The 24,412-nt window shown below is 37.2% G+C and carries 26 protein-coding genes; 4 read left to right on the forward strand and 22 right to left on the reverse strand.

Annotated elements, in window-relative coordinates:
• Positions 1-64 precede the first annotated feature (64 nt).
• The 10 genes from tig to G7081_RS00280 all read right to left on the reverse strand — a co-directional run bounded on the left by tig (position 65) and on the right by G7081_RS00280 (position 9,566).
• Entirely contained in the window at positions 65-1,348 is a 1,284-nt protein-coding gene (gene tig, locus G7081_RS00235; protein ID WP_166006302.1) for a trigger factor, read from the reverse strand.
• Positions 1,349-1,474: 126 nt separating this feature from the next.
• Positions 1,475-2,425 (reverse strand): hypothetical protein, encoded by a 951-nt coding sequence (locus G7081_RS00240; RefSeq protein WP_166006304.1) that lies wholly within the window; start codon positions 2,423-2,425, stop codon positions 1,475-1,477.
• 71 nt (positions 2,426-2,496) lie between these two features.
• A complete protein-coding gene (locus tag G7081_RS00245; RefSeq protein WP_166006306.1) occupies positions 2,497-2,733 on the reverse strand; it encodes a YkuJ family protein in 237 nt (78 codons plus the stop codon).
• 89 nt (positions 2,734-2,822) lie between these two features.
• Positions 2,823-3,686, reverse strand: coding sequence for an NAD(P)-dependent oxidoreductase (locus G7081_RS00250; RefSeq protein ID WP_166006308.1), 864 nt, complete (start codon positions 3,684-3,686; stop codon positions 2,823-2,825).
• Between the two features lie 76 nt (positions 3,687-3,762).
• Positions 3,763-4,785, reverse strand: coding sequence for a lysylphosphatidylglycerol synthase transmembrane domain-containing protein (locus tag G7081_RS00255; RefSeq protein WP_166006309.1), 1,023 nt, complete (start codon positions 4,783-4,785; stop codon positions 3,763-3,765).
• 24 nt (positions 4,786-4,809) lie between these two features.
• Positions 4,810-5,994: a glycosyltransferase family 4 protein gene (locus G7081_RS00260; RefSeq protein ID WP_166006312.1), complete on the reverse strand. Its 1,185-nt coding sequence runs from the start codon at positions 5,992-5,994 to the stop codon at positions 4,810-4,812.
• A gap of 22 nt (positions 5,995-6,016) precedes the next feature.
• Complete coding sequence (locus G7081_RS00265) at positions 6,017-7,021, reverse strand: LTA glycolipid anchor biosynthesis glycosyltransferase, IagA/BgsA family (protein ID WP_166006314.1); 1,005 nt, start codon at positions 7,019-7,021, stop codon at positions 6,017-6,019.
• A 203-nt stretch (positions 7,022-7,224) separates the two neighbouring features.
• Entirely contained in the window at positions 7,225-8,946 is a 1,722-nt protein-coding gene (ptsP, locus tag G7081_RS00270) for a phosphoenolpyruvate--protein phosphotransferase (RefSeq protein WP_166006316.1), read from the reverse strand.
• Positions 8,946-9,212, reverse strand: a complete 267-nt coding sequence (locus G7081_RS00275; RefSeq protein ID WP_166006318.1) for a phosphocarrier protein HPr — start codon at positions 9,210-9,212, stop codon at positions 8,946-8,948. The genes ptsP and G7081_RS00275 overlap by 1 nt, the downstream gene beginning before the upstream one ends.
• Before the next feature lie 165 nt (positions 9,213-9,377).
• Positions 9,378-9,566: a hypothetical protein gene (locus tag G7081_RS00280; protein ID WP_166006320.1), complete on the reverse strand. Its 189-nt coding sequence runs from the start codon at positions 9,564-9,566 to the stop codon at positions 9,378-9,380.
• A 202-nt stretch (positions 9,567-9,768) separates the two neighbouring features.
• On the opposite strand from G7081_RS00280, the gene G7081_RS00285 reads away from it, so the two are divergent.
• A complete protein-coding gene (locus tag G7081_RS00285) occupies positions 9,769-10,074 on the forward strand; it encodes a DUF1827 family protein (RefSeq protein ID WP_166006322.1) in 306 nt (101 codons plus the stop codon).
• Between the two features lie 47 nt (positions 10,075-10,121).
• Here G7081_RS00285 and G7081_RS00290 read toward each other — a convergent pair whose 3' ends face one another.
• The 6 genes from G7081_RS00290 to recX all read right to left on the reverse strand — a co-directional run bounded on the left by G7081_RS00290 (position 10,122) and on the right by recX (position 17,233).
• Positions 10,122-11,699 (reverse strand): peptide chain release factor 3, encoded by a 1,578-nt coding sequence (locus G7081_RS00290; RefSeq protein WP_166006324.1) that lies wholly within the window; start codon positions 11,697-11,699, stop codon positions 10,122-10,124.
• 198 nt (positions 11,700-11,897) lie between these two features.
• Positions 11,898-13,220: a hemolysin family protein gene (locus G7081_RS00295; RefSeq protein ID WP_166006326.1), complete on the reverse strand. Its 1,323-nt coding sequence runs from the start codon at positions 13,218-13,220 to the stop codon at positions 11,898-11,900.
• A gap of 102 nt (positions 13,221-13,322) precedes the next feature.
• Positions 13,323-14,444, reverse strand: coding sequence for an AI-2E family transporter (locus G7081_RS00300; RefSeq protein ID WP_166006328.1), 1,122 nt, complete (start codon positions 14,442-14,444; stop codon positions 13,323-13,325).
• Between the two features lie 145 nt (positions 14,445-14,589).
• Positions 14,590-15,126: a nucleoside tri-diphosphate phosphatase gene (ntdP, locus tag G7081_RS00305; RefSeq protein ID WP_166006330.1), complete on the reverse strand. Its 537-nt coding sequence runs from the start codon at positions 15,124-15,126 to the stop codon at positions 14,590-14,592.
• A 144-nt stretch (positions 15,127-15,270) separates the two neighbouring features.
• Positions 15,271-16,443, reverse strand: a complete 1,173-nt coding sequence (gene mutY, locus G7081_RS00310) for an A/G-specific adenine glycosylase (protein ID WP_166006333.1) — start codon at positions 16,441-16,443, stop codon at positions 15,271-15,273.
• Positions 16,436-17,233, reverse strand: coding sequence for a recombination regulator RecX (gene recX, locus G7081_RS00315; RefSeq protein ID WP_420824503.1), 798 nt, complete (start codon positions 17,231-17,233; stop codon positions 16,436-16,438). The genes mutY and recX overlap by 8 nt, the downstream gene beginning before the upstream one ends.
• A 148-nt stretch (positions 17,234-17,381) precedes the next feature.
• Between recX and rlmD the strand changes: the two genes are divergently transcribed.
• Positions 17,382-18,770 carry a 23S rRNA (uracil(1939)-C(5))-methyltransferase RlmD gene (gene rlmD / locus G7081_RS00320; protein ID WP_166006337.1) on the forward strand — a complete coding sequence of 463 codons (1,389 nt, stop codon included), beginning with the start codon at positions 17,382-17,384 and terminating at the stop codon, positions 18,768-18,770.
• An 18-nt stretch (positions 18,771-18,788) separates the two neighbouring features.
• Here the strand turns inward: rlmD and G7081_RS00325 are convergent, their stop codons facing one another.
• Positions 18,789-19,523 carry a hypothetical protein gene (locus tag G7081_RS00325; protein ID WP_166006339.1) on the reverse strand — a complete coding sequence of 245 codons (735 nt, stop codon included), beginning with the start codon at positions 19,521-19,523 and terminating at the stop codon, positions 18,789-18,791.
• A 163-nt stretch (positions 19,524-19,686) separates the two neighbouring features.
• On the opposite strand from G7081_RS00325, the gene G7081_RS00330 reads away from it, so the two are divergent.
• Together G7081_RS00330 and G7081_RS00335 are read left to right on the forward strand one after the other, a co-directional pair.
• Positions 19,687-19,920, forward strand: a complete 234-nt coding sequence (locus tag G7081_RS00330) for a hypothetical protein (RefSeq protein WP_166006341.1) — start codon at positions 19,687-19,689, stop codon at positions 19,918-19,920.
• Positions 19,913-20,128, forward strand: coding sequence for a DUF2922 domain-containing protein (locus tag G7081_RS00335; protein WP_166006343.1), 216 nt, complete (start codon positions 19,913-19,915; stop codon positions 20,126-20,128). The genes G7081_RS00330 and G7081_RS00335 overlap by 8 nt, the downstream gene beginning before the upstream one ends.
• Positions 20,129-20,160: 32 nt before the next feature.
• Here the strand turns inward: G7081_RS00335 and G7081_RS00340 are convergent, their stop codons facing one another.
• The 5 genes from G7081_RS00340 to G7081_RS00360 form a co-directional block, all read right to left on the reverse strand.
• Positions 20,161-21,063, reverse strand: a complete 903-nt coding sequence (locus G7081_RS00340) for an LCP family glycopolymer transferase (RefSeq protein WP_166008348.1) — start codon at positions 21,061-21,063, stop codon at positions 20,161-20,163.
• 111 nt (positions 21,064-21,174) lie between these two features.
• Entirely contained in the window at positions 21,175-22,293 is a 1,119-nt protein-coding gene (wecB, locus tag G7081_RS00345) for a non-hydrolyzing UDP-N-acetylglucosamine 2-epimerase (protein WP_166006345.1), read from the reverse strand.
• Between the two features lie 105 nt (positions 22,294-22,398).
• Positions 22,399-22,794, reverse strand: coding sequence for a glycerol-3-phosphate cytidylyltransferase (tagD, locus tag G7081_RS00350; RefSeq protein ID WP_166006347.1), 396 nt, complete (start codon positions 22,792-22,794; stop codon positions 22,399-22,401).
• Between the two features lie 33 nt (positions 22,795-22,827).
• A complete protein-coding gene (locus G7081_RS00355) occupies positions 22,828-23,646 on the reverse strand; it encodes an ABC transporter permease (protein ID WP_166006349.1) in 819 nt (272 codons plus the stop codon).
• Positions 23,647-23,672: 26 nt separating this feature from the next.
• Positions 23,673-24,407: a WecB/TagA/CpsF family glycosyltransferase gene (locus G7081_RS00360; protein WP_166008349.1), complete on the reverse strand. Its 735-nt coding sequence runs from the start codon at positions 24,405-24,407 to the stop codon at positions 23,673-23,675.
• Positions 24,408-24,412 lie beyond the last annotated feature (5 nt).

The following is a 24,412-nucleotide window of genomic DNA, read 5'->3' on the forward strand; positions in this document are numbered from 1 at the left end:
TGCTTGCTAGAACTCCAACAAAAAAAGAGCAAAGGCCAAGCCTTTACTCTTTTAAATTGAAAAATTATTTAGCTTCTTTAGCTGATTCAACAACTAAATCGATTGCTTTTTTAAGAACGATATCATGTTTTAACATATCTTCTGATAAAGCACCACGAACAGCATCTTCAGTCATTCCATAAGTTTCAGCTAATACTTTAACTTCTTTCTTAACGTCAGCAGCAGTTGCTTTGATTTTTTCTTCAGCAGCGATTGCTTCGATAACTAAGTTCGTTTTAACACGGCTTTCAGCTTCACCTTCAAATTGTGTGTGTAGGTCAGCTTCAGTTGTTCCTGTTAATTGGTAGTACATTTCAGGTTCGATACCTTGACGTTTCATGTTGCTTAGGAATTCTTCCATAGCGCGGTGAACTTCAGCGTGAACCATTTCACCTGGCATATCAATCACTTCAGCGTTATCAACAGCTTGTTGTAAAGCTAAATCAGTTTTAGCTTCTTTAGCAGCATTTAATTTAGCTACTTCTAAGTCAGTACGGATTTTAGCTTTTAAGTCTGCTAATGTTTCAACTGAATCATCAACATCTTTAGCGAATTCGTCATCTAATTTAGGCATTTTTTTAGATTTAACTTCGTGAACAGTTACAGCGAAGACTGCCTCTGCACCAGCTAAGTCAGCAGCTTGGTATTCTTCTGGGAATGTTACTTTAACATCAACAGAATCGCCAGCTTTAGCGCCAACTAATTGATCTTCGAAACCAGGGATGAATGATCCTGAACCTAATTCTAATGAATAGTTATCAGCTGATCCACCTTCGAAGGCAACGCCATCTTTAGTTCCTTTATAATCGATTACAACAGTATCGCCTTCTTTAGCAGCAGATTTTTTCACTACTAATTCAGCTAAAGCTTCACGTTTTTTAGCTAACTCTTCATTAACGTCAGCAGCCATTACTTTAGTATCTTGTTTGTCGATTGTTAAATCTTTGTAGTCACCTAATTTAACTTCAGGTTTCATTGTTACTTCAGCTGAGATAACCCAGTCTTGTCCAGCTTCCATGCTCTCAACAGAGATTTTAGGTTGGATAACTGGTTCGATTTTAGCTTTTTTAATTGCTGCTTCATAAGCGTCAGGTAAAAGAGCGTTTAATGTATCTTCATACAAAGCTGCTTCTCCGTACATTTTATTGAACATTTGACGGTTGATTTTCCCTTTACGGAAACCAGGTGCAGAAATGTTTTTCTTCACTTTGTTAAATGTGTTTGTTAATTCCGCTTCGATTAAATCTTTAGCGATTGTAAATGTTAGTACACCATCGTTGGTGCCTTTCTTTTCAAACTTGGCAGTCATATTATGATTCCTCCAGAATTTTTCTATTTGCACAATTTATCAATTGTATACTCTACAATAGTACACTACTAGCCCCTAATTGTAAACATTTTAAGGGATTTTAAAGACCTATTCCCCTATAAGAAACTAGGACATCAATTTGATTAATTCTGCTTGAATTAAATCTAATGTTTTTTCTTGAGATTCGACCATCTCTTGTTCAAAGTCTTTGGTAAATCCTAACCCTAAATATTTACTTAAAATTTGTTCAACCCATAGTTCTTGATCTTGAATATGGTGGTGAGCAAACGGATACAACAATTGAAATTGCATATTGATTTCATTGACCAATTGAGCTGCTAACTCCGGCGCTTCATCAGCTAAGGCTGCTTGCAATTCTCCTAAGACTCGTTTCCGTAACATTTCTTCCTGTAAACCATAGGCTTTCATTTTTTCCAAACTAACTTCTTGGGCGACTCCCGCAATATCTAAAAAGCTAACATTAGGGACTGCCGCTAATTGTGTTAGCGTTAATAAAATTCCTTGCCGAGCCACTAGACTAATATCAGGATTCATTAACAATGGTTTTGTTGTTTCAACATAAAGCGACTTTGGCAGACCTTCTACTTCTTTCAAACTTGCCAATTGTGCTAAGGCACCTTTACCGGCCAACCCTGCAACCATAGCAACTCGCTCTACTTGTTTCTTTTCTTGAAAGACCAGAAAATGCTCACTTGCTAACACCACTTTTTTCTTCAGCTCAGATAACGACCAATCTGTTGGCTCTTTGCGAATCAATTGTTTTTCGGCTTCAATAAAAAACTCATTGGCAATTAACAACTCTAAATAGACTGAAAATAATGCTTCATCAGCTAGGTAGTCTTGTTTCATTTCATCGGCAACTAGTAGCGCTTCCCCTTTTTGATCCAGCTGTTGTAAACACTGGACTAATAAAGCATTCGCTTCAATGGTTTGTTCCATATTATAGGCAGCTTCAGCTTGCTCGCAAGCTGTTTCAAATTGTTCTTCGGCTAAGGCTTCACGACTCAACTCCAGGTAACGCTGATAGTTCATGGGAAATTCAATTGTTCCACTCATTTGACTCTCCTTTCTAAAAAAAGAGCTTGAAGGCTAGCTTCAAGCTCTTTTCCTACATTAATCAAACTCGATTATGCTTCTTGTAGCAATTCAAAAATTTCAATTGCAACCATATCTAAATTATCAAATTGATACACTTGTTTTGTACCAGTTTCAACTAATTCAAACATTTCTGTTGTAGCATCATATGATACTGTACATTTTTCATCGCCTTCTAATTCAAAGCGACGAGATTGAATCGCTGTATCCGTTGCTTCAGTCATTGCTTCTAAACGTGTAACAATGGCAACTAAACGTGACTTTTTCATAAAACAAGCCTCCTTTACTTTCTAGCATTACAGCTTATTGTAGCAGAATTTAGTAAATCTTGCACTGAAAACTTCCAGAAAAGATGTTATTAATTCCACCACAGTTTAATTAAAGCTTGTGTACCGTCATTTTCATTCCCTGCATCTGCTAGTTGTTCATATAGCTCTTTGGCTTGTTTAGTAGCCGGTAATGATAGACCCATTTTTTCGCCTTCTTCTAGCGCGATTTTCAAATCTTTAATAAAGTGTTTAACGAAGAACCCTGCACTATAGTCTTCTTTAAGAATACGCGGTGCGTAATTTGTTAGCGACCAGTTAGCGGCGCTTCCTCCACCAACGGTATCTAAAACTTTCTCAACATCTAAGTTAGCAGCTTTCGCATAAACTAACAATTCCGTCATCCCTGTCATTGTGCCAGCAATCATAATTTGGTTCGCCATCTTAGTGTGTTGGCCAGCACCTGCAGCACCTTGTAAGTTACGTTTGCCACTAAAAACTTCAATAATTGGTAAGACTGCATCATAGACTGCTTGTTCGCCACCAACCATCACGGTCAATGTCCCGTTTTTAGCTCCTAAGTCCCCACCAGAAACCGGTGCATCTAAAGCAACCGCTCCTTTTTCTTGAGCCGTTTCAAAAATTTTTACAGCTAAACTTGGCGTACTTGTTGTCATATCAACTAAGACTTTGTCTTTAACATCTGCAGCAAAGACACCGTCTTGACCATAATAAATTTCTTCTACATCTTGAGGGTAACCTACCATTGAAAAGATGACATCGCTAGCTGCGACAACTGCTGCTGGCGTATCTGCCCAAACTGCACCTAGTGACACAATTTCATTTGTTTTTTCTTTTGTACGATTATAGACTGTCACCTCATACTTAGCGTTTAATAAATGCTTAACAATCGATGCCCCCATGACACCTGTTCCGATAAATCCAACTTTCTTCATCTTGTCAGCCTCCACTCTTTAGTTATAACTTAATTATACCTGTTTTCAAAAAAATAAACAGCAAACCACTTAAGGTTTACTGTTCAATCTTTTCAGGCATATCTGGTTTAACCCACATAGCAATAACACCTAAGACCATTCCCATGTACATGGTAATAATGCGCCACAAGACAACGGCAACAACCATTTTACTGCTCGTCATCATAAAGGTACCAAACATTAAGTTAAAACTATATTCAGCCCCACCTGCGCCACCAGGTATTGGAAACAAGGAAATAACTAAGATAATAAAGGCATGGAAGATAATCACTTGGAAAGGATTGACATTTTCAACCCCTAATCCTAATAAAATAAAGTAAGGAACTAAATAATAAAAGACTAGCTCAACAAAAGTAAAGAAGACAGCGCGACCAATAACTTTCGGTTCTTTTCGCATATATTGGCTTTCTTCATGAAAGTTAGCCATCTTTTCTTTTGTTTCAATCGCTAATTTATCTAGTTTTTCTGCCGACATAAAGCGCGCTAATAGTTTTAATGTTTTATCGACAAGCCATGATGTTAATGGATAACAGTACATCAACATCAATAAGACAACCACGACGATTAAATTTAAACCAAAACCTAAAACAACGAAGAAAGATAATTCCCGCATTTCATTTGCAATCATCTGGAAACCAAAAATCATACAGCCAATAAAGTTTAAGACAATCATCACTTGATAAACCACAAATTTCATCAAGCAAACCGAACCAGCTACACCTGCATCGACACCTGTTTTTGCTAAAACTAGTAATTGTGCTGGCTGTCCCCCTGTTGAAAAAGGCGTGATGGCATTAAATAAATGCTCAATCAAAGGAACTCTCATAGCATTCTTAAAACTATAATGTCCCTGTCTCCGCTTTAGTAATCCTTGTAAGATAATTGCTTCAAAGACCCAGCGGAGCAACATACAAACAACTGCAACAGCCAACCACCCAAACTTCATATTCCCTAGTTCAGCAAAAAAACTAGTCAAACTGATTCGGCTGATTTGATACCCTAACACCACTACTCCCAAGAGAGAGGCAATAATTAAATACATTCTATTTTTACGATTCATATTCTCTCTCCATACCTGTATGTATTATGCTTTTTGACGAGTCGCTACGACTTCTTTTTGGTAATTAGCTTCCGCCACTTGATAAAAAGCTGATACTTTTTCAACAAAACGCTGGCTTGAAATATCGGCCAGTTTCGTTTGACGGATTTCCTCTTTAGATAAATCAGCGTTCGTTGATAACTCCGCTAAATACTGACAAACAACCGAACCAAATTCTTCTACATTATCAAATAAACGACCCAAGCTAGGATCATCAATTAGGCCAGCTAAGTAAGGCCCATTAGGTGCAACCACCTTTGCACCAGCAGCTAAGGCTTCAATGTAGGTTAAGCCTTGAGATTCAGATGTTGAGGTGTTAACAAATAAATCTGCTGCTCGATAAAATTCGCCGACTAGTTGGTTATTAACTTCTCCTGTAAAAATCACATGATCCGTTAAATCTAAATCTGCTACTTGTTGTTTTAAATCATCTGCATAAGGTCCACTACCAACTATCATCAATTTCGTTTTCGGTAACGTTGCAATAATTTCCGGCATCGCTGCCACTGTCGCTTGAATATTTTTTTCAAAAGATAGGCGACTCAATGATAACAATAGTATGTCGTCAGCTGCCACTTGATAGTGTTCTCGTAACAAATCATGTGAGTCATCCGTTGTTTGAGAAAGTTGTTTTAAATTAATCCCTGTAGGAATGATTTCCATTGGTAACTGAATATCATATTCTTGAAGTTTATCAACGACACGTTGGCTGGGACACACAATTCCATTCATACCTTTAGTAAACTTACGACTTAACCAACGAACATGTTTGGGTTTCAAGAGTTTACCATCAACAATGTAATGTAAATAATCTTCATACATCGTATGGTAAGTATGGATCACCGGAATCCCCAATTTACGTGCTGTTCGTTTTCCTAACCAACCCATTCCAAACTCAGTTTGAGTGTGAATCATATCAAGCTCTAGTTCACGTGCTTGTTTGACACTAGCCCCTAGTCCACTAACCGCAATCCGACGTTCTTTAAACGACAACAAAGGAATACTTGCAAAACGAATGACACGATCTTCTTTCTTCACTAAGGGATCACTTGTCGTAAAAATATAAACCTCATGCCCTTGGGCAAGCAGCTCTTCTTTTAAAGTTTTAATCGACGTCGCTACACCACTAACTTGCGGAAAATACGTGTCGGTAAAGATACCAATTTTCATTTTGCTAATTCCTTTCATTTGATTAGTTTAAAACTGTTTCATAAACAGCTTGCAACTCTTCACCAATCGTTTTAATACTTTTGTTTTCGGCTACTTGGAAGCCATTTTCTTTTAACTCTGGTAATGTCCCTTCCAAAATCCCTTTAATACAAGCTTCAAATTCTTGATTACTTGTTCCTTTATAACAATTTACTTTATCTTGCAACCAACCGTCATAAACTGGAATATCTCTAACCAATACATTTTGATGACTAGCTAAAGCTTCTAAGACGACAATGCCTTCGGTTTCTTCATAAGAAGGGAAGAAGAATAAATCGGCACCAGAAAAAGCACCTTCGATAATGTCCCCTTTGATATAACCTGGAAACTCACAATTTGAAGGGTGGGCCCCCGTAACAATCTGGCGAATATCGCGAGGAATTGACGCTAGTGGTGTATGACCAAACCAAATGAAACGATAGTCTGGGCAAGCTTCTGCTAGTGCCACAAAATCTTTTAGTCCCTTTCGTTCAAAAAATAATCCGACACAGATGATAATCTTCTCTGTTGGTTGAATCTTGAAGTACTCTTTAAATTGCGCTTCTTTTTCTTCACTAGGTTGATACTTTTCTAAATCAACACCATTGGAAATAGCTTTAATTGGTCCTTTTAAACCGTAACTTTCCAACAAGTTTTTTGAATACTCAGTTGGCGTAATTAAATAGTCCGCTTTTCCATATAAACTCACTAGATTTTTCTTCACTAATGGCGCTAATTGATTGGAACCAATAAAGGAATTACGAAAGTCTTCTTCAGTGGAATGAGCGTGGTAAACAATTTTCTTACCGGCTTTTTTAGCACGATTAGCCATCCAACGACTCTTCAAGCCATAAGTATTTAAATGAATGACGTCATAATCTGTACAACTAGGATCCGTTGTATAGTCAATCCCCACATCTGTTAACGCCCGTTTTTGGTGCTCTAATGCTCGACCAATACCAGACTTAGCTAACAATTTTTCACCTTCAAAATATAAAAGAACTTTCATCTCAATGCCTCCTAAAGCAATTCCAACCCACAAATCTTTTTATACTATATCACAATCTCATCTTAGGTAACTCCACCTAAGGTCTGAACTTTAACTTAAGTATTATAACATATTCTGAAAGGTCTATGCGTTTATCCATCCTTTTCATTCATTACCCTGGTTAAATAAAAAAAGACTAGCGCAAGCGCCAGTCTTTCAACTAATTATTTAGTATATTCAGCTACTAAAGCGACTACTTCCTCAGCAGTATCACATTCTGTGATTGCTTTGTTAGCAAGTTCAGCCATTTTAGCTGTATCTAATTTTTTCATTAAGCTACGTGTTTTCAAGATGCTTGTTGCGCTCATTGAGAACTCATCAAGACCAAGACCAACTAACAACGGAACCGCTGTTTGATCGCCGGCCATCTCACCACACATACCTGCCCATTTACCTTCAGCATGAGCTGAATCAATCACGTTTTTAAGTAAACGTAAGATTGCTGGGTTATATGGTTGGTATAAGTATGAAACGCGTTCGTTCATACGGTCAGCAGCCATTGTGTATTGGATTAAATCATTAGTACCAACACTGAAGAAGTCAACTTCTTTAGCGAAACGGTCAGCAATCACAGCCGCAGCTGGAATTTCAACCATGATACCTACTTGAATTTCATCTGATACTTCAATGCCTTCTGCTACCAATTTAGCTTTTTCTTCCATTAACATTGCTTTCGCATCTCTAAACTCTTGAAGCGTCGCAATCATTGGGAACATGATACGTAATTTTCCGTGTACAGACGAACGTAATAACGCACGTAATTGTGTACGGAACATTTGATCTTCAGCTAAACAAATACGAATCGCACGGTAACCTAAGAATGGATTCATTTCATGTGGTAATTGTAAGTATGGTAACTCTTTATCGCCACCGATGTCCATTGTACGAACAACGACTGGACGATCGCCCATTCCTTCAAGAACCGCTTTATATGCTTCATATTGAGCCTCTTCAGTTGGGAAGTCAGGTGAATCCATGTATAAGAATTCAGTACGGTATAAACCGATTCCTTCACCACCGTTATTGTTAACACCTTCTAAATCTTTAGGTGTTCCAATATTAGCTGCTAATTCAATATGTTTACCATCAGCTGTTACAGTCGAAGCATCTTTCAGCTTGTCCCATTCAGCTTTTTGATCAGCATACTCTTTACCAACAGTCGTAACTGCTTCTTTTTCAGCATCAGTTGGATCTACAAAGACTTCACCATTGATACCATTAACTGCCAGCATCGTGCCTTCAGTTACTTTATCAGTGATTGTCATAGTCCCAACGATGGCTGGAATTTCTAATGAACGAGCCATAATAGCCGAGTGAGATGTACGTCCACCAATGTTTGTTACAAAGGCTTTCACATAACGACGGTCTAATTGAGCTGTATCACTTGGTGTTAAGTCATGCGCTACAACGACCACTTCTTCGTTGATCATTGAAGGGTTAGGTAATTTAACACCTAACAAGTGGCTTAACACACGTTTTGTAACATCTTTAATATCCGCCGCACGTTCTTGCATGTATGGATTATCCACCATGCCTTCGAACATCCCGATGAACATATCAGTTACTTCTTTTAAGCCAGCTTCAGCATTAGCTTTGTTGTCACGAATACTTGATTCGATGGCACCAACTAATTCTGGATCAGCTAAAACCATTAAGTGAGCATCGAAAACTTGCGCTTCTTCTTCACCTAAAGTTTCGGCTGCTTTATTACGAATAGCTTGTAATTCTTCAGTTGCTTTAGCAAGCGCGTCAGCAAGACGAGCTACTTCACCTTCTGAATCTTCAACGGTTTTTTTCTCGAATGATAAATCTGGTTGTACTAACATGTAAGTTTTGGCAACCGCTACGCCATCACTTGCTGCAATACCTTTTAATAACTCTGACATTAGGCAGACAAACCTTCTTTAGTCATTGTTTCTGTGATAGCAGCAATTGCTTCAGCAGCATCTGCACCTTCAGCAGTAATGACAACGTCAGCACCTTGGCCAACACCTAAAGACATAACGCCCATGATTGATTTAAGGTTAACTGATTTACCTTTGTATTCTAAGTTGATATCTGATTCAAATTTGCTTGCAGCTTGTACTAATAAAGTAGCTGGACGAGCGTGAATTCCTGTTTCTGCAATAATGTTAAAGTTTTTTGTTTCCATGATAGATAGTCTCCTTTAAATATGTTTTTAATTTGGTTCGGACGTTTGCCTATTTTATGAATAGGTTTTCAAACTCCGTCTCCCATACAGATTACCACTTTTTTAATCTTCTTACAAGAATTTTATATTCTCTAATTTTATCCCTTGAAACATTGTTATGATAGCTTATTCTACTGATTGTTGATAGGTATAGATAACGCTACCACCGAGACTTGCTTCACCAATAATGGCATCACGATTAGAATCTTTCAACCAGACCTCTCGAAACTCAAAAAAATCATCTCTCTCAACGACTAATTTTTCAATTTCGCCAGCTTTTAATTTATTAATTTCAACTTGATAATCTATTGTCATCACCCACCTTCTTGATAGATTTACATCTAGTTTAACACACCGCTTTGTTTCATTAATAATTAGTTAAATAAAATAACTAAAATGCAAGCGCTTTCCTTTGCTTTTTATCATAGTCCGAGTATACTGAAGGTGAAGAAAATAATAACTGAGCGGATTGTGTATCGATACCAAATCAACCTGCTCATAACATGAGGTGAATAGGATGAAATTGATCGATGTTACAAATAGTTATGCCGATTTAGTCAACCAACAGTTAAACAATACTGATGCGACCTTTGTTAAAGTTTACACCCTAGGAAAATCATCTGTTGTTTATACTGAAGCTCCTGATCACAAAGAAATATTAATTCGCAATCGCGATCGAAATATTTCACCAACAGAATTAGAAATCGTTCTAAAACGACTTGTCAAAAATTCTGAAGATCAAAAATTAATGGATAAAATAGAAATACCTGGTGCTATTGAAATTTCTATCCCCATTAAACAAAATGTCTCATCTGCTATGTAAAAAAGAAGCCGCCGCGATTTGCGACGACTTCTTTTTTTATTTGTCTTCTATAGTAAAGCTTTTAATTCAACATCTGGATACTTATCAGCAAACCAGTTCATAGCAAAACGGTTTTCGAATAAGAATAATGGTTGATCAAATCTATCTTTTACTAAAATATTTCGTGATGAACTCATGCGTTCATCTAGATCTTCAGGGTCAATCCAACGAGCTGTCTTAGTTCCCATTGGTGTTAAGATGACTTCTGTATTGTATTCATTTAACATTCTGTGTTGGAAGACCTCAAATTGAAGTTGTCCAACAGCACCGATGATGTAATCTTCAGTCAGAATTGTTTTATACAATTGGATGGCACCTTCTTGAACTAATTGTTCCATCCCTTTATGGAATGATTTTTGTTTCATCACATTTTTAGCTGTGACTTTCATAAATAGTTCAGGGGTGAATTGGGGCAACTCTTCATAAGCTACTTTCATTTTACCTGAATAAATTGTATCGCCAATTTGGTAGTTACCAGTATCATATAACCCGATGATATCGCCAGCAACGGCTTCTTCAACCGTTTCACGGCTATCAGCCATAAACTGCGTTGAGTTGGATAACTTGAACTTTTTACCCGTTCTTTCTAAGGTCACATCCATACCACGTTCAAATGTCCCTGAGCAAACACGGATAAAGGCAATTCTATCACGGTGAGCTGGATTCATGTTAGCTTGGATTTTGAAAACAAAACCTGAGAATTCTTCTTCATATGGCGAAACAGTTTCTTCGGCCATCGTTTTATGTTCCGATGGTTTTGGAGCAAACTGTAAGAATGTTTCTAAGAAAGTTTGGACACCAAAGTTTGTTAAGGCTGAACCAAAGAAAACTGGAGTCAATTTACCTGATGCAATTTTCTCCTCAGAGAACTCGTTACCCGCTTCTGTTAAAAGTTCAACATCTTCCATCGCTTGGGTGTAAACATTATCTTGATGTAATGGATGATCCGCTGGAATGTCACCTTCATCATTTAAAGGAATAAAACGCTCTTCTCCATATTTTTCAGGACGATGTAACTCTACACGTTTGTGGTAAACATCGTATAATCCTTCTAAACCTTTACCCATACCAATTGGCCAGTTCATTGGATAAGACTCAATTTCTAAGACTTCTTCTAGCTCCGCTAAAAGATCTAAAGGTTCACGACCATCTCGGTCTAATTTATTCATAAAAGTAAAGATGGGAATACCGCGCATACGACAAACTTGGAAAAGTTTTTTTGTTTGGGCTTCGATCCCTTTCGCAGTATCCACTACCATCACGGCAGCATCTACCGCCATCAAAGTACGATAAGTATCCTCAGAGAAATCCTCATGCCCTGGCGTATCTAAAATGTTAACGCGTTTGTCATCATAGTCAAATTGCATCACCGAACTAGTAACCGAAATCCCACGTTGTTTCTCGATTTCCATCCAGTCTGACTTAGCAAAGTTACCTGTTTTTTTACCTTTAACAGTCCCCGCTTGGCGAATGGCTCCCCCAAATAAAAGCAACTGCTCTGTAATGGTTGTTTTCCCGGCATCGGGATGGGAAATAATCGCAAAGGTACGGCGACTATCTACAGCTTGTTCTAATTTTGTACTCATCTATGAACTCCTTGTCTCTTTTATATTCTCATCGTTCTACTTATGATAAATAATTAATGAGCTTTCCGCTCCCAATACGTTCTTAATCAAATAACACTCGTAATGATTTGCATGTTTTAGTATATCACTTTTTCAAACGATTAGAAACGGCAGAATACAGAAAAAAGCACGGACTGTTAGTCCGTGCTTTCCAACTTATTATTCCTCAGTCTCTTCTTGATAATTGTCATCAAAGATAACTCTCAATAAGAGCACCCGTGAGCCTTCCATTTCTTCTGAAACTAAGGTCACTCCTTGGTGCGTATAAGATAACTTTTCGCCTTCATCAGGAATCGTTCCTAAGGCGGTGATTAAATAACCTGCCATCGTATCGACATCGTTCATCTCTAACTCTTTATCAAAGATTTCATTGAACTCAGTGATCAACATGCGACCTTGTACGAAGTAAACATTCTCTTCAATTTGCGAATAAAGTAATTCTACTTGGTCTGATTCATCTTCAATTTCCCCAACGATTTCTTCTAACAAGTCTTCTAGCGTCACAATCCCAACCATACCACCGTACTCATCAAGTAAGATTGCCATGGCGTTTTGCGTTCTTTTCAACTCATATAATAAATCATCTGTAAAAATTGTTTCAGGCACAAATAATGGTTCTTGCAAGATACTTAATAAATCAATCTTATCGAAGCCTTTTTGGTGGGCTTCTTTTAATAAACGTTTCAAGTGAAGAACACCAATAACTTTATCTTTGTCATCATCATATACGGGGATACGAGAAAAGGTACTATTTAAAATAATGTCTAAGTTCTCAGACATGGGATCATTTAAATCAATCATCAAAGCATCTGTTCTTGGTACCATGACTTCACGAGCGACAGTTGTATCAAGTGAGAATACCCCTTGAACCATTTCCAATTCGTCAGATTCTAAGACACCCTCTTTTTCTAACATGTAGCGCATTTCATCACGGGTCATCTTATTATCATTATCATCAAATTTCATTGGTGTTAATTTACTTAACAAATCAGTTGAAGCTGATAGCAACCAAACGAAGGGTTTTGCAATCACACCTAACACTTGAATTGGACCAATGGCAAAGCGGGCCACTTCCTCTGTTTTGTTTAAGGCAATCCGTTTTGGATATAACTCACCAAAAACAATTGAAACATAGGTCAGGATAATTAAAATAATAATTTTAGCAGCTTGAACACCCCAAGTAGCATCACCAAAGACTGGCGCTAGCTTTTGGGCGAAGGAATCAGCAAGTGAGGCACCGGCTAAGATGTTCACTAAGGTAATCCCAACTTGGATTGTCGAAAGGAAACCACTTGAGTCACCTAACAAAGCAACTAAACGAGCGGCTTTTTTATCCCCTTGTTCAGCTTTTTGCTCTACTCGGTTCTTATTCAATGACACGACTGCAATTTCAGCGGCAGCAAAGAAGGCATTTAGCAAGGTCAACCCAACTAATAATAAAATTTGTAATAACAAGGACTGACTATCTGGGTCAGCGTTCATAACTTTTACTCTCCTTATAACTCACTCGTTTTTTCGATGTGAGATTCTTTTAATTTTTACGATAAAATCGTATCATAACTAGTTTAATTAAACAAATTCAAACTAGTTTTCTTTATTTTCTGTCAAAACCTTTTTTTCGTTTTTATTCAATTGAATAATGTCAAAGACATGAATAAAGATTGTTTTGCAGACGGCGTAGAACGGTACCCCTAAGATCATACCAAGTAGTCCAGCTAAATTACCTGCTACTAATAAAATTAAGATAATCGTCAATGGATGAATATCTAAGCTCTTACCAATTACCAACGGATAAATAATATTGCCATCTACCTGTTGCACAATTAGCACTACCACACACGCAAGAATCGCCGTCATTGGCGAATCAAAGACTGTGACTAAAACCGCTGGGGCTAAACCAATATACGGTCCTAAGTAAGGAATCATATTTGTTGCTCCGGCAATACAACCGAATAAGAAGGCGTATTCTACACCAATTAATTGATAACCAATAAAAGTAGCCACAGCAACGAATAAACATTCGATTGCTTGTCCACTGATATAAGAAGAAATCGTATTGCTCATTTTTTGTAATAAGTTAATGATTTCTGGTTTTTGTTTCTCTGGTAAATAACGTTGAATTGAAGGAATAAAACGGTGTCCGTCTTTCAACATATAAAATAAAATGAACGGCACTGTTACAACCAATAACGTTGTACTAGCAATTGATGAGACTACTGAACCAATGCCTGATGATAAGCCATCTACAATACTTTTTAGAACTGATCCCATAGAAATATCAAATTTCGACATGTACTCTTCTACATCAATCCCTTGGAACATCGGTTTAGACATAAACTCTTTTGCCCAAGCTTCCATTCCTTTGACAAATTCTGGTAAGTTATTTGCTAAGGCTGTCACTTGTTTTGCCAATTGTGGCAAGACTGTGAATAGCAAGAAGATTAGTGCTCCCAGCAAAATCAACATCACTGTCGCTACGGCATAATTCTTTTTAAACTTCCCTTTGCTAATCAATAACTGGACTAACGGATTTAACATATAGTACAAAAAGCCAGCAATTAAGATTGGGGCAAACAACGTTGAAAAGAATGTCCCGATTGGTTTGAAAACAAAGTCAATTTTAGTTGAGACTAAAATCAAAGTCGCAATCACTAATAACTCAGTCGACCAAAATAACAACTTTGAACGTTTTAATTTTTCTAACATCTAATAGATTCCTCCTGAAAATAAATTCATATTTCTTTTATTATACTTTATTCTAATTTTTTTTGCTCGATTCAATTCATATCTTAAGACAAAATAAAACTACCACCCAAATTGGAATGGTAGTTTTAAGAAATTCATTAACCAACTACTGTTTACGTGACAATTGTTGATAGCGTTCGTACCAAAGCTCAACGTACTCAGGTGAAAACGGACCTTTGCCTTCATTGATCCAATCCACAAGAATTTTAACATTCTCTTTTAAAATGAAATCAATTTCTGGAGGATAATCCATTTGCTTGCGGTGATCTTCATACTCATCCACATCTAGCAAACGTTTTTCTCCATCAGGAAAGACTTTAATGTCTAAATCGTAATCAATGTATTTTAACGCTTCGCCATCTAACGTAAATGGTGAGGCTAAGTTACAGTAATACGACACACCTTTTTCGCGAATCATCGCAATAATATTGAACCAATACTTCGTATGAAAGAAGACGATAGCTGGTTCGCGGGTTACCCAACGACGGCCATCTGATTCAGTTACTAAGGTATGATCATTCACCCCAATCAGTGAATGTTCGCTTGTTTTTAAAACCATGGTATCACGCCATGTTCTGTGTAAATTGCCATCGTGTTTATAGCTTTGAATGGTTATGAATTCCCCTTCTCTAGGAACACGCATAGGGACCCTACTTTCTTTGAAACGTCTCGCGCTTCGTTTTAGGGTGTACATTACACCGGCATCGTAAGTATTATATCATAAAAAAACATAAAAACATTATAAATAAGCAATTAAAAAAACAAACCTCTGTGAAAGAAGTTTGTTTTATATAATATTTTCTTTTTTCAGTAACTCTAACATTTTAGTTTGCGGCTTAGGTAAAGGATATGAGTCTACTTCAATTGGTTTTACCCATCGTTGGTTCTCTTTTAAACAAAGCTCTTCGGCGTCTTTTACGACACCGAACGTCACTTGAATAAACCATTTTAGATGACTAAAGATATGAGTGACTTCACCAACAGGCTTTTCTAACCAAACAACTTGATTAATCACATCTGAAAGATAAGCCTGTTCTGGTTCCGCTACGAGATCATAAGCCAAAGCTTCTGATGACCAATCTTTTTTATACTCATCAGCCGATACTTCAACTAATGGAAACTGCCATAAGTTTGCAAGTAAGCCTTCTGACGGGCGTTGTTCTATCAGCAATTCTCCCTTTTGGTTTCGAATCACTTGGGCTTGATAGTAAACTGGGCGCGCTTTGACTTTCTTGCTTTTCACTGGGTATTGACCCACCGTATTTTTTGCTAAACTAGCGCAATACTCTCTGACCGGACATTCTTCACATAATGGCGAGGTCGGTTTACAAATGGTTGCCCCTAAATCCATTAGTCCTTGGTTAAAAGAACTTGGATCGGTTTGAGAAATAGTGGCACGGACAAGCTTATCAAAAGTTTTACGTGAACTTGGTTTAGCAATATCATCAGACACTTCAAACAAGCGACTATAGACTCGCATGACATTGCCATCAATGGCTGGTTCTGGAATATCGAAGGCAATACTAGCAATCGCTCCTGTGGTATAAGGTCCAATCCCTTTTAGTTCACTGATATCTGCTACATTAGTCGGCATCTCACCTTGGTGGTCACTGACAATAGTTTGGGCAGCTTTCTGCATGTTTCTCACACGAGAATAATAACCTAGTCCTTCCCAGGCTTTTAAAATACGTTCTTCCGGTGCTTCAGCAAAATCTTTGATTGTCGGAAACCATTCCATAAAGCGTTCAAAATATGGAATAACGGTAATCACTTGGGTCTGCTGCAACATGATTTCTGAGACCCAAATGCGATAAGGATCCTGGTTTAAACGCCACGGCAAGTCACGTTTACGCTGACTGTACCAGTGAACAAGATCATCTTGAAATTGTAAAATACGTGGTTCATTCCACTCCGCTAAATAATCAGGTGTGACCTCTACTTGTTTGGCTTGCTTACTCATCTTCCATCTCTTTCTCACTTAAAAAGGCACGAATATCATCAAAATTAAAGCCTTTTTGATATAAACTCTGCGTGACTTTCTGTTTTCTTTTTGACAGGTCATGACGTTGGTTTTTACGCCATAATTTATCGCCTAATACCGCTAACTTCTCAACTTCACTTTCCGGATCTTTTTCCATCTCTAAGTCTTGAATAGCTAAACTGATCACATCTGGAGAAAAACCTTTGGTCATTAATAATTGTTTGATCTTTTGTTGTTGCTCGACAAAACTATGACGTTGGTATTTTTTCAGCGCTTTTTGAGCAGCTATCTTAGCCACTTCTTCTTGCTCATCAGAAGGAAACTGTTCTAACGCTTGCTCAATAATATCCGCTTTAATCCCTTTTTGACGCAACTTATCTTTTAAAACACGCGGACCTTTATCTGACAAGCGCGCTTGCGTGCGGATATAACTTTCACTAAAAACTAAATCATCCACTAAATTAAGTGATTTTAAGCGTTCAATGATTTCCAAACGGCTTGGCAACTCAATTTCTTTTTTCACTAAGTAATCATGGATTTCTTTTTCTGAACGTAATTGATAACTCAAGTAATTTAAGGCTTGTTGATAGCCGTGATCTAATTGCGTTTGTTTTTGAATCTCAGCAATTTCTTCTTCCGACAACTCTGTCCCTTTAAGCAAACGGCGTCTGACCAAAACATCTTCTGACACTCGGAATGACTTACCTGAGGTTAAGCTAACTTTATAGAGGTTGTTTTTTAATTTCAATAACCCTTTAACTGTTTCCACTAAATCCACCATTCCTTCCTAGACATTTATTTATTAACTATACCATAATTCCCCTTAGAACTGGAGCCAATCCGCTTTCTGAACCTAGGTTTATCTGAAATTATATGCTAAACTAAACAAGACAATTTACGGATTAAAGGAGCTTCCCATGGAAATCAAACATAAGATAAAAAAAGGCCAAACCATTACCCTACCAATCAAACGCTTAGGAATTAACGGTGAAGGAATTGGCTATTTCAAAAAGACAATTGTCTTTGTCCCAGGTGCTTTGCCAACTGAAACAGTGACTGCAAAAGTAACTGAGATTGCTCCACGTTTTGTAGAAGCGGAACTAGTTAAAATCAACACCTTAGCCAAAGACCGGATTGAACCGCCTTGTGATGTTTATGACGAATGTGGTGGCTGCCAATTACAACACTTAGCTTACGACTCACAACTCGCTTTCAAAACAGACGTAGTCAAACAAGCTATGGCGAAATATAAACCTGAGAACTTTGAAAGTTATTCTTACAAGCCAACTATCGGCATGGAAAATCCTTGGCGTTACAGAAATAAATTACAATTCCAAATTAGAAAAAATAAAGCTGATAAAGTTCAAGCTGGTTTATACAAAGCGGACTCACACGACCTCATTGCTATTGATGACTGCCTTGTCCAACAGCCTGCAACTATGACTGTCTTGAATACAATTGTTAGTCTTTTAGAAGAATATGGCGTACCAATCTATGACGAGAAAAATAATAGCGGAATTGTTAAAACCATTATGGTTCGCGAAGGATTAGCGACTGGTGAAGTCCAAGTCGTCTTCATCACTAACAGTCCCAAGTTACCTAAAAAACAAGCCCTAATTGCAGCAATTCAAGAACAGCTTCCACAAGTTGTTTCTGTTATGCAAAATATTCAAAATAAAAAAACATCACTTGTGATGGGTGATGAAACTGTTCACCTATGGGGAAAAGAAAGTATCGAGGAACACCTTGAAGATTTAGTCTTCGACTTATCTGCTCGTGCCTTTTTCCAGTTAAACCCAGAACAAACAGCGCTTTTATACCGTGAAGCTCGTAAAGCTTTAAACCCACAACCTAACCAAAAAATTATTGATGCTTATTGTGGCGTTGGTACAATCGGTTTAAGTGTTGCTAAGAATGTTAAAGAAGTTCGTGGAATGGATACCATTCCTGCAGCCATTGATGATGCAAAATTAAACGCTGAACGTCTTGGCTTAAAAAATACTCGTTACGAAGTAGGCACAGCTGAAGAGTTATTACCTAGTTGGTTACGCTCTGGGTTCAAACCTGATGGCATTGTGGTGGATCCTCCACGTACCGGCTTAGACCATGACTTAATCAATGCCTTAATCACTTACCCAACGGAAACGCTTGTTTATGTTTCTTGTAACCCTTCAACTTTGGCACGTGACTTAGTCAAGCTAAGCCAACGCTATCAAGTTGAATACCTCCAATCAGTTGATATGTTCCCACAGACTGCTCGCGCAGAAGTTGTGGCTAAATTAGTCTTAAAAAGAAAAGGAAGCTAGATAATCTAGCTTCCTTTTTTAGTTATATCGCTGCATTTCTTCTAAAAGTTCTGGTTGCCCCATCCGTTTAAAATAATCTTGGGTCACGATATATTCCAATTCGTCTTTCATTTTGTCATATGTTTTTAAATTCATTTCTACGGGGATAACTAGCGATAGCTCTGCTGCTTTTTCAGAGACCTTACTTGAATATTTAGGCCTCGCCCCTAAATCATCACTCAATAGTCTTTCAAAGAACGAAAAATACACATAGCTATAAACTAAATCTTTTTTAATACTTCTTTTAATAGCGCGGAGACTTTTTGGCAAGAGGAGTTGATAACCATTTCGAAAGGTCACTGCACAATCTGCTGAATCATGGCAACTTTTTAGCGTTGTTATTTGCATAATATTTAACCAAATACCACTTTGCCAAACATGTTTTTCTAATGGACTAAAGATTCCCTGAGATGTCATTAAGGGATAGCGATAGCGAAAACCTAAGGTGCGATTTAACAAGCGCTCCTTTTGACTATGTGTGTGCAAGCAGCCGCCATCTAAATCCGCTAGTAAACATTTCCCTTTGTGTGGACTTGCGTAAATATTAGTGTCATTAATAATCAACGTTTGATGTAGCGTGATTGATTGATCTAACATAAAATTTGTTTCAAATGATAATGGATTATAACCGACAACTTGGGCTTCCGAAAAATGGTTGAACTGTTTACTGGCAACTGATAAATCAAGAAATTGAGTTTTATTGATTCTTTCCATTTTTTCACAACCTTCCCGATATATCTTTAGCATCACTTTTTCGGAACTGAATTTCAACAGCTAAATTAGCATCTGATCGGCTATTTTTATTTTGGCTAATTTCCAAAGGATTAGATAAGATGAACTCAGCTAGCTAGCCCACTAAATTAAAAGGAGTGAGACAATGGATAAAATCGAAAGTAATAAAATTGAAAGTTATTTTTCCAACAGTTTTGACGATAAGCTTTTTAAAGAAAATTTTAGTGACATAATTGAACACCCTACTAATGAACAACTAGAACAATTGGGTGACTTACTATTATTATTAGCTGACCCTGACTATCGCTTTGATTCAGTCGTCCTAGTCACACGTCGACGCATTCAACCGCTGATAACCGAGGGGGTGCGCCATGATTAAGAAACTACATTTAGAATTTCTTGACGCAAATGGCGTCATCTCTACTTTATCTCCAACTATCGCTCGTGAAGATTTAACTGCAAAGGAAATCACAACATTCATGTCAGCTTTAATTGAATTAAAATTATTCAAACATAAAGGCTACGACAAATATACTGAAATTCACGGCGCCTACTACACTGAAACAAGTACAATTGAATTAATGTAAATAAAAAAAGGGCCCTGAAGTCAGGGCTCTTTTTAATTTAATTGATTATTAATAGCAGTTGAAACACGTTGAACCTCTTCATCAGACACGACTTGATAAGACACACCATTTAACATCTGGCCCTCACCTTTTAAGTTATCTTGAATTGTATTTCCTAAGCTACTACTATAATTTTTTTGAATTTTCAGAAGTTGATCCCAGCTTAAATCAGTTTTCATATTAGCTGATAAGCTATCTAAAATATCTTTATAGTTCGTGATTGTTGAAACATTCATTGCTGATTTAACAATACTTGTAATCACTAAACGTTGACGTTCTTGGCGACCATAATCACCATTGGGATCTTCGTGACGCATTCTTGAATAAGCTAAAGCTTCTTCCCCACCAAGAGTAATTTGACCCACTGGGAAATAATGACCATCTTGGGTGAATTCAAGGGTATTGTTTAATGTCACCCCACCTACAGCATCTACTAACTCTTTTAACCCTTCCATGTTAATCGATACATAGAAATCAATTGGTACATTTAATAAGTTTTCAACCGTATCCATTGACATCCCTGCACCACCATAGGCATAGGCGTGGTTGATTTTATCTTTCTGATTGCCGTTGTAACCCATAATTTCTGTATAAGTATCACGGGGAATACTTGTTAGAGTTGTTTTATCCTCTTTAGGATTTACTGTCGCAACGATCATAGTATCAGAACGTCCCTGCTCAACTCGACCTAAATCACCAGTATCAATTCCTAACAACAACATTGTAAATGACTGTTTACCATTAAGATCAACCTTGCCATTTCGTTTACCAGAAGTTTCACGTTCAACTTTTTCTTGAATCGAACCTGCCATCCCTTTTAAATCCATATAAACTTTTCCACCGAATCCACCAGCTGCAACAGCCCCAACTGCGACGATCCCGACTAACGTTAACATAATTTTTTTGAACAATTAAATTCAACACCTTTTTTTAGATTTGAATTAATTAAACCATAGAATTGTGATAGAACTGTGTCTAGCTAAGAATCTTTTGAAAAGCTTAACAACTTATTTATTTTCAAAATAGTTTTTAACACTCGCCAAAATACGACGACTTGCCTGACCATCTCCATATGGATTATCCGCTTTAGCCATTTGTTCATACAACCCTTCATCATTCAATAAAGCTTTCGTCGCATCATAAACAGCATCAGGGTTAGTTCCTACAAGTTTAAGCGTTCCTGCTTCAACACCTTCTGGTCGTTCCGTGTTATCGCGTAAAACTAAAACTGGCTTCCCTAAGGATGGCGCTTCTTCTTGTACACCACCTGAATCGGTCATAATTAAATAACTTTGATTCATCATATTATGGAAATCTAAGACATCTAATGGCGAAATTAAATGGATTCTTGAATGTCCGCCAAGATAGTCCTTAGCCAACTCTTGCACGACCGGACTTAAGTGAACAGGATAGACTACTTCAATCCCTTCGTCCTCTTCAACTAATTTTTTAACAGTCTTAAAGACATCAATCATTGGTTGCCCCTGATTTTCACGGCGATGCATCGTCAATAAAACCAGACGGTGATCGGGATCATTCAATTCAAACTCAGCATTTTTATAATCTTGCTTAATTGTGTACTGCAAGGCATCGATAACCGTATTTCCCGTCACAATCACTTTTTCGGAAGCAACATTCTCCGCTAATAAATTATCACGACTTCCTGTCGTTGGTGCAAAATATAAATCAGACAAGACATCGATTAGACGACGATTAGCCTCTTCAGGATAAGGTGACATAATATCGCCTGTTCTTAAACCGGCTTCAACATGACCAATTTTGACTTTTTGGTAAAAGGCCGCTAATCCTGCAGCAAAGGTCGTTGTGGTATCACCATGGACTAAAATTATATCTGGTTTTACTTCTTTAATAATATCTTCTAAAGCTAACAAAATCACACTTGTGATGTCCGATAAACTTTGATTCGCCTTCATAATATTCAAATCGAAATCAGGCTTGATGGCAAACGTTTCTAAGACCTGATCTAGCATTTCACGATGCTGCGCCGTCACAACAACAGTCGATTCAAAATCGGCTTGATTCTTTTCTAATTCTTTAATTAATGGTGCCATTTTGATTGCTTCAGGACGCGTTCCAAAAACCGTCATCACTTTAATTTTGCTCAAAATACAACCACCTTTCTTATTCTCTTCTTTTTAATTATAGCCTTTTAAACTAGACATTTCAATTTGTGGACCATATAAAAAAACTACTAGCTAGGCTAGTAGTTTTTATTTTAATTGTTCTTTTAAATCCTCTTTAATTTTAGTTGTAGAAACACCCTCGGTTCTTGGTAAATATAAGACTTCACAATAATCTGTTAAAAAGTCAAATTTCCCTTCCCAATCATGTCCCATAACAAAAACATCAATATTATTATTTTTAACATCATCAATTTTTTGCTCCCAAGTATGCTCAGGTAAAACTTCATCAACATATTTAATCGCTTCTAAAATATATTTGCGATCTTCATAAGATGTGTAAGCTTTTTTCCCTTTTAATGCGTTAAACTCATCCGAAGAAACCACCACAGTTAGGTGATCCCCTTGCTCTTTAGCGCGTTTTAAAATATTCACATGACCTTTATGTAATAAATCAAATGTTCCGTAAGTAATAACTTTTTTCATGATAAAGTGCTCCTATCAATTTTAATGAATTTATTAAATGAAATCAACAAAACGTGCTCTAAATTTCATATGCAAATGTGAACCTAATATCAGAAGTATTACGATAACTAACCAAAAGAAAATTGTCTGACTTCCACGTTCCCAGAACCATTGGCGAGATAAGAAGGTATCTCTGAACCCTTCAATTACATAGTATATTGGATTCAATTGAATGATTCTAAGTATTAAATCTTTACCCGCAAATTGTCCCATCGCTTCAATGTTCCAAATTGGACCTGATAAATAGAATAATAAACGAATAATCGATTGTAACATAATGTGATAATCACGAATTAAAACTGTAATCGTCGAGTTTAGAATGCCAAAAGAAAACAAAAAGGCAATCATGCAAATAAAATAATAAAAATATTGTAACCAATATAAACTTGGCGTAACACCACCTAAGAACATTGCAATTAACAATAAAAGCATCATTGATCGGTAACTTACAAAATTACTACTGATATTAACAGAAGGTAAGATACTTACAGGAAATTTCATTTTAGAAACCATTCCCACTTGCTTATATATGCTGTTAGATGCCCCTAAGATCGAACTACTAATAAAGAACCAAGCAGTAATACCAATTAACATCCAGATGATAAATGGTACTCCATCTACTGATTTACCTTGGTTAACACCCAAACCAAAAACTAAATAATAAATACCGATTTGAATAGCAGGATTTAAAAACTGCCAAACTAAACCAAGATAATGACTTTGGTACGTCGCTTTTTCTTCATATTTTGAAATCCGGCGAATTATCCCAATATTATTCAGTTGTTCTTGTAAAACTAATTTCACATCATTCACGAGTCATAACTCCTTTTTAATCTCTGTTAGACATTCTTATTACTTTTAAACCACTTATTCGCTTGGTACACAAATTTCGGTATTTCTGCAATCCTGTAAAGACGCTTTGGATCACTACACGAGCGGTACAGCCATTCTAAATTCGTCTTGACGAAGAAGTCTGGTGCACGCTTCACGCTACCGCTGATGACATCAAAACTGCCACCCACGTCTTGAAAAACTTTTGCATCGCATTTTTTATAATTTGCTGCTAGCCATTGTTCTTGCCTTGGAAAACCTAAAGCAACAAAAACAAATGTCGGTTTTACTTCATTTATTTTATCACAAATCTGAGCATCTGACATATCAGTATAGCCATCAATTACACCTGCTAAATGAATGTTCGGATAATCAGTTGTAATCACTTCTACTAGTTTTTCACTAACTTCGGGCTTGGCACCATATAAGAAAATACTTTCTTGCTGTTCATTGGCATAATCCAACAAGGATAACATCAAATCGATACCTGTAACGCGTTCAGTAATGTTACCACCCTGGCGTTGTGATGCCTTAACGATACCGATACCATCTGGAATACGATGGCTCGCCTCCTCAGCAAGTTGGACAATTTTCGGATAATTATGAGCGTGTAGTGCTATTTGTGGATTAATACTCATGTATATTGTTTTTTCATCCTGCGCTAAGCGTTCAGGTAATTCTTCCATGATTGAGTCGAGGGTAATGACATCAACGGGTAAGCCCAAGATATATTCAGTTACCATTACCA

Source organism: Vagococcus coleopterorum, from assembly GCF_011303955.1.
Taxonomy (GTDB): Bacteria; Bacillota; Bacilli; order Lactobacillales; family Vagococcaceae; genus Vagococcus_D; species Vagococcus_D coleopterorum.